The sequence below is a fragment of the Luteibacter sp. P4_E6 genome, from assembly GCF_056401535.1.
The window spans coordinates 1-6,650 of sequence record NZ_JBFUJE010000212.1 but is presented as its reverse complement, the minus strand read 5'-3'; the positions used below and the strand labels follow the sequence as shown (position 1 = coordinate 6,650).

Here is a 6,650-nt window from a genome sequence, read left to right as displayed (position 1 = left end):
GGCTCGTACAGATCCTTGGTCATGTAGAGCGCGATCGGCTCGAAGAACGCAGTGACGCGCCCATCCACCTTGGCCAGTGCCGACAGCGTGCGCAGCATGGTCGCCGCGTCGTCGCCACGGCTCGGGCAACCGACGACAAGACCGGGAATGTCGCGCAGCGCGGCGATGGAGTTGTCGTTGTGGAAGTGACCACCGAAGCCGCGCTGGTAGCCGAGCGAGGCTACGCGCATAAGCATCGGGTTGCGGTACTGGTCGTTGGAGAAGAACTGCAGCGATGCCGCTTCGCCACGAATCTGGTCGCAGGCGTTGTGGAAGTAAGCGAGATACTGGATCTCGGGCAACGGCAGCATGCCCATGTTCGCGTAACCCTGGGCAAGGCCGAGGATCATGGTTTCATCGAGCAGTGTGTTGAAGACGCGCGCGTTGCGGAACGCCTTGTGCAGGCCCTTCGTCACCGTATACACGCCACCCTTCTGTGCGACGTCTTCACCGAAGAGCAGGCTCTCCGGGTACTTCGCCATGAGGTCGTGCAGTGCCTGACCGATCTGGATGGCAAGGTGCCGCGGCGGCTGCTTCTCGGGCAGCTTGTCGACGCCACCGAAAACACGCTCGCGCTCGGTGGCAGGGGCCGGACGCTCGGCTTCCGCGCGAACGGCAGCGGGGGTATACGGCGCCAGCGGTTGCATCACCTCGGCGAGCGTGGTGATACGCGGCCGGCGGTCCGCCTCCTCGGCGGCTTCGAAGCAACGCTTACGCGTGTCGTTATAAAGATTGAGCAGGCTGTCGCGATCGTACAGGCCGGAGGCCAGCGCAATGGCCGCGCTACGCAGCAGCGGATCGGTAGATTCCAGCGCGACCAGCTCCTCGATCGAACGCCATTCGATCTCGAAGTCAGTACCGGCGTGACCCATCACGCGCGTCGTGCCCAGATGCAGGAAGGTGGGGCGGCGCGTGCGACGGCAATGTTCGACGGCTTTCTGCACGTCGGCATAGCCGCCGGCGAGGTCGAGGCCGTCCGCATAGAAATAATCGAGGTCCGGGCGGTGGCGGAAGTTGTTCGCCACCCAGCCGCCCGGCGTCTTCACCGAGATGCCGATGCCGTTGTCTTCGCAGACAAAAAGCACGGGCGCGGGTAGCTTCTGGTACGCCGTCCATGCGGCTGCGTTAAAGGCAGTCTGCGCCGTGGCATGGTTGGACGAGGCGTCGCCGAATGAACAGATGGCGATCGAATCGGCAGGAATCGGAAGGGTGTGCGCGATGCGACGCGCCTGCTCGATGGCGACGGCCGTGCCCAGCGCCTTGGGCAGATGCGAGGCAATCGTCGAGGTCTGCGGCAGCACCCATAACGGCTTACTACCCCACACTTTGTGACGCCCACCAGAAGCCGGATCATCCTTGCTTGCAGCGAACGAGAGTGCGGAATCCATCACCGGATCCATGCCCGGTAGCTTGCGGAAGCGCTCGGCCATGAAACCGCCGCTGCGGTAGTGCAGGAAGGCGGGATCGGTATGGCGCGTCAGTCGCGCCACCATCGCGTTGCCCTCGTGGCCCGACGAACCGATCGTGTAGAAGACCTTGTTCTGCACGCGAAGCACGCGCGCCATGAGATCCAGGTGTCGGCTGATCAGCTGCGATTCGAACAGTTCGCGGAATCCGCGCGCGTCGAGGGCGCTGCCCGGCAGCACGGGTTCGTCATCCCCCGGCGCCCGGCCCACATCGCCCTGCCAGAACTGCACGAACTCGACGAAGTTCTGGTCGACGATCTCGGCGCGGTTGAAGCCCTTGTGGCGGGCGGGGATGGGATGCGGGACGGACATGGTGGGACTCGAAAGAAAGTAAGAGGCGTTCCTGGTTCAGCGCGTCGGCGACGGCGTCATACGACGCACCTCAGWACGCGTTGATACCAGTCAGCTCGCGGCCCACCACCAGCTGATGCACGGTTTCCGTGCCTTCGTAGGTGATGACCGATTCCAGGTTCAGCGCATGGCGGATGGCCGAATGCTCGGTGGTGATGCCCGCGCCGCCGAGGATGTCGCGGCAGTCGCGTGCGATGTCCAGCGCCATGCGCACGTTGTTCCACTTGGCCAGGGAGACCTGGGTCGGCTGGAGCTTACCCGCATCCTTCAGGCGACCGAGCTGAAGCGACAGCAGCTGTGCCGTGGTGATGCGACGGGCCATGTCGGCCAGACGAATCTGCACGGCCTGGTTGGCCGCCAGCGGACGACCGAACAGAATGCGCTGTTCGGCATAGTCGAGCACTTCCTTCAGACAGGCCTGCGCGGCGCCGATCGGACCCCAGGTGATGCCGTAGCGTGCCTGGTTGAGGCAGCCGAGCGGGCCCTTCAGGCCCTTCACGTTCGGCAGGCGTGCGCTATCGGGAACGCGCACGTCGTCGAAGAACAGCGCGGACGTGACCGAGGCGCGCAGGCTCATCTTTTTGTGCACTTCCTGCGCAGCGAAACCCTTGGTGTCGGTCGGCACGACAAAGCCCTGGATGCCGTCGTCGGTCTGTGCCCAAACGATGGCGATGTGCGCCAGGTTGCCGTTGGTGATCCACATCTTGGCGCCGTTGATCACCCAATCGCCGCCGTCCTTGCGCGCCACCGTTTTCATGTTGGYCGGATCGGAGCCGCCGTGCGGTTCGGTCAGGCCGAAGCAGCCGATCACTTCGCCGGCCGCCATGCGCGGCAGGTACTCGCGCTTCTGTTCTTCCGAGCCGTAGGCGAAGATCGGATACATGCACAGCGAGCTCTGCACGGAGGCGAAGCTGCGCAGGCCGGAATCGCCGCGCTCGAGCTCCTGGCAGATCAGGCCATAGCTGACGGCATTCATGCCGGCGCAGCCATATTCTTCGGGTAGCGTGGCGCCCAGCAGGCCGAGTGAGGCGATCTCGGGCACCAGTTCAGCCGGGAAGCGCGCCTGGTCGAAGGCGTCGCCGATCATCGGCAGCACCTTTTCGTCCACGAAACGGCCGACGGCATCCTGGACCATGCGCTCCTCATCGGTGAGCAGGGAGCGGACGTCGTAGAGATCGAGGGGGTCGAGACGCTGGGCCATGCGGGTACTCGTAAGTCGGCTACGGGAAAGCCTTCGATTGTAGCCCTGCCCCCGGTCGCGGTCATGGCGTCCCGCAACATGCCGGCCCGCCCTAGGCCCACAGATTCTGAGGCCAAGCCCTACAGCGCCTCCCGGGCCGGACAGGCGAGCATGCCTGACACTTCCCCCACCAAAGGACGCGCTCATGCACCCGCTCCCCCGTTCCGCGGCCCTCCTGGCCAGCCTCATCATCGTAGGCACGGCGTCTGCGGCCGCTCCAGGCGTCCAGGGCCCGCTGGTTCTGCGCAATGCCGATTCCCAATACGTAGGCGTGTCGGCGGATGCCGCCCTGCAAACGCACGCTGTACGGCGCCCCGGTGGCGACGAGCTCGCCTATCTCTGGCCAGCGGACCAGTTGGAAGCCCTGCTCGAAGAAGACCTCGCCATCGTCACCATGCCGGCCAACGGACAGAAGGGCCATGTCGTCAACCAACGCGGCGAGTGCTTGTCCCTTGCGCCGTTCGCATCGTCGCCGTCATGGCTGCCGTGCTCGGGCGGCTTCCCACGCCAGGTCTGGCTGCACCGTGGCGGCGTGCTCTCTATGGATCAGAGTGTCCTCGACTTCATCCCGTACTTCAGTCGTCGTGGTGTTCTTGCCGAGAATAGGGGGGAGCCGAACTTCAAGGTCGTGACCGCGCTGCTGCGTCCGGTTGCCGAGGCAGGCGTACCCTAGGCATGCCGGGCCGCAACATTCAGTGTTCCGGCGCCGCCACGGCGCGGAACCCATAGGCCGGCAGCCGTTCCTGCGCCGCCGGCGACATGGCGTAGAGCGCGAACCGGAACGAGGCCGCGCGCCGTGCGGGATCGCCCTCGCGCAGGACCACGCTCATGCCGTAATCGACTGGCAGAGACAGGTTGGCGGGCACCTCGACCTTACTGAGGTCCGGATCGGGCGTGGCATCGTGTGAGCTGCAATAGCCGAAGAACACATCCACGACGTGGTGCTGCAGGAAATACTTTGCCGCGCCGACATTGCCGGGAATGGTTGGTGCGACCGGGCCTCCTACCAGCTTCTTCGCCTTCGCCTCCAGATTGGCACGTGCTCCGGCGCGCACGGTCTCCGCACGGGCGAAGAACTGCCACGCGTAGTCCCCACCGGGGTCGGCCCCCGGGGTGGACGTGCCGATGCGCACACCGGGGGCGAGCAGGCGGTCGAGCAGGTTCGCGCTGGTCATACCCGCATCCGGCAGCGTCTGCACGCAAAGCGCGTTACGCGCGAAGACCACAGGCGAGGTGGCCTTGCCTTCGGCGGCGAGCTTTTCCGGGTGCGCCATGTTGGCGGAAATGTAGACATCGGCCGCCTCGCCCTTCTCGATGCGCTCGCGCAGGAGACCGGCAGGACCATTGACGATACGAACCGCTTCGCCGGTCGCCGCCGTGTACTGTTTCGCGATGTCCGCCAGCGCACCGGTAAGGCTGCCAGCGGCGTAGACGGTGAGCGGTGAGGTCGTCGGCGCGGCGACCGGAGACGGTGGCGCCGCGAGCGCCGGGAAGGCTGCGGCCAGACAGGTGACGACGACCCAGGCCATCGTCTTCATAGCAGGTCCACCTGCACCGACGCTCGCACGGTGCGCGGCGCGCCCAACGTCGCCGTGGCACTGCCGGCAGCGTTGTATCCGTTCTGTCCCGCAGGCGTAACGTTGGCCCAGTAACGCCTGTCGGTCGCGTTGTCGAGCGCGAGCCGGAACGTCACGGGGTACGTGTGGATGCGCGTCTGGAAGCGTCCGCCGATGTCGGCCACGGTGTATCCCTTTACGTAATAGCTATTGAGGTAGTCCCCGGCACGGCGGCCGGCGTGATTCACGTTGAGCGTCAGTGTCAGGCCCGGAACCCAAGGCATTCTGTACTCGATAAGCGAGTTGTAGACGACGCGCGCCAGACCAAGGATCTGCTTGTCACTGGTGGTCGTCGAACCCGTGCGATAGAGGCGTGGATCAAGCAGCGAGACACCCGTGAAAACCGTTACGTCGCGCCCGATATCGCCGTTCGCCGTCAGTTCGATACCACGATTCACCTGTCGACCCTGCTGGGCGAAAACATTGTCGGCACCCACGTAGGCGTAAGGGCGTTCGATCCGATACAGCGCCGCGCCCAGGTCGATCGGTCCGACACGTGCCTTGTAGCCCGCCTCCCACTCCTTGCTGCGATAGGGCGAAAGGCTTTGATTGATATTGGCCGTACCGGCGGGCGCGATATCGCCTTGCTGCAGGCTATCCGCATACGTGATGTACGCCATCTGCGTCGGCACTGGCTTGAACATCACGCTGACGGTGGGGCTGATGCCGTGGGCATCGTACGAACTCGTGGTCGCCCCCTGGCGGTTGTAATTGCGCACGTACAGCCAGCTGTCGCTGGCGGCAACCAGGGCCGACCAGTGCTCGTTGAAGCCAACGGTGTCGCCGATCGAGACCGATTGCTGCTTCGTGTTCATCGACTTGTAGCGCTGCGAAAAGTCCGGCAATCCGGGCTTCGCGAAAGACACCGGGCTGTCGAGGATGGCACGACCGACCGTCACCGGGCCCGTCGTGAGCGGCGTGTAGCGGCTCCAGTAGAAACCGTTGTTCGCGATGAGAAGGTCATGGGTAAGCGGCCCGGTATCCACGCGACCATTCAGCGCCAGCATGTTGCTGACGATCATGTCGTAGCTGTACGTGGTCGTCGCCGCAGTGGTCGTGTAATCGCCCGCGTTGTCCGTAAGCGTATTGGTAGGAACCGTTGAACGCCGGTCGTTGCTCTCTTTCAATACGCCGGCGCGAAACGTCCAGCGATCGTTGAAGGCGGTGCGCAGACGCGAACTGACGATCCGGGTGATGTTGTCGTCACCGCCCCAGGTCTGGCCATAACCGGCGCGCTTCGGGTCTGGTGCGGAAGGCAGGACAACGCCTTTCCCTAGCGCAAACGTGCCAGGGAAGCCGGTCGAGGTGTAGTGGTAGTAGCTCGCATCGTTCTCGAGCACCGTGTGCTCACCGAGACGGGCGTCGAAACCGACGCTCCCCAGGCGACGGGCGAGCCGACTGCCCTCCACGTAGCCCGGTCCGTTCTGATCGAGCACGTTCACCCGGTAACCGAAGCGGTCGTCCACTCCGAAACGGCCGCCTAGGTCGGCATGCCCCAGCGCCGATCCGCGCGAGTTGTAACGCACGTCGAACTCTCGCAGGGGCGCGTCGGTGGGGCGCTTGAAGATGTAGTTGAAGGTGCCTGCCGGACTGGCGGGACCGTACAGCGCGCCGGCAAGACCGTTCAGCACCTCGATCTGCTCAAACTGTTCGATCGGGTAATCCGTCGTGGCGGCGATGTTCAGGCCATCGATACGGGTGTTCTGGACGACGCCAGCCTGAAGCCCGCGGCTCTGAGGCCGCACGTTCTCGCCCTGCACCRTCGGCAGGAAGCGAAAGGCCTCGCGCACGCTCTGCAACTGCTGATTGCGGGCCAGGTCGTTATTCACCGCCTGCACCGAATAGGGCGTATCCAGCGGAGCGCGGTCGCCCAGCGGGCCCATACCGACCTTTTCGGTCTTGTAGGAGGCCTGGCCGGCCTCGACCGTGTATCCCTCG

5 protein-coding genes are annotated in these 6,650 nt (G+C 64.8%); 1 reads left to right on the top strand and 4 read right to left on the bottom strand.

Features of this window, described 5'->3' with window-relative positions:
* Together AC1DT2_RS13315 and AC1DT2_RS13310 are read right to left on the bottom strand one after the other, a co-directional pair.
* The coding region (locus tag AC1DT2_RS13315) for a thiamine pyrophosphate-dependent enzyme (RefSeq protein WP_477296760.1) at nt 1-1,817 on the bottom strand (1,817 nt) is incomplete at its 3' end.
* A gap of 70 nt (nt 1,818-1,887) precedes the next feature.
* A complete protein-coding gene (locus AC1DT2_RS13310) occupies nt 1,888-3,057 on the bottom strand; it encodes an acyl-CoA dehydrogenase family protein (RefSeq protein WP_477296759.1) in 1,170 nt (389 codons plus the stop codon).
* A gap of 184 nt (nt 3,058-3,241) precedes the next feature.
* Between AC1DT2_RS13310 and AC1DT2_RS13305 the strand changes: the two genes are divergently transcribed.
* The gene (locus AC1DT2_RS13305; protein WP_477296758.1) at nt 3,242-3,769 is read left to right on the top strand and encodes a hypothetical protein; all 528 of its coding nucleotides are present in this window, start codon (nt 3,242-3,244) and stop codon (nt 3,767-3,769) included.
* A gap of 19 nt (nt 3,770-3,788) precedes the next feature.
* Here the strand turns inward: AC1DT2_RS13305 and modA are convergent, their stop codons facing one another.
* Together modA and AC1DT2_RS13295 are read right to left on the bottom strand one after the other, a co-directional pair.
* The gene (gene modA, locus AC1DT2_RS13300) at nt 3,789-4,634 is read right to left on the bottom strand and encodes a molybdate ABC transporter substrate-binding protein (protein ID WP_477296756.1); all 846 of its coding nucleotides are present in this window, start codon (nt 4,632-4,634) and stop codon (nt 3,789-3,791) included.
* A partial coding sequence (locus tag AC1DT2_RS13295) for a TonB-dependent receptor (protein ID WP_477296755.1) occupies nt 4,631-6,650 on the bottom strand: 2,020 nt, incomplete at its 5' end. The genes AC1DT2_RS13295 and modA, both read right to left, overlap by 4 nt.

Bases quoted from the DNA above. Each gene is read 5' to 3' on its own strand.
- AC1DT2_RS13305 (WP_477296758.1), top strand. From the start codon at position 3,242: ATGCACCCGCTCCCCCGTTCCGCGGCCCTCCTGGCCAGCCTCATCATC.
- modA (WP_477296756.1), bottom strand. From the start codon at position 4,634: ATGAAGACGATGGCCTGGGTCGTCGTCACCTGTCTGGCCGCAGCCTTC.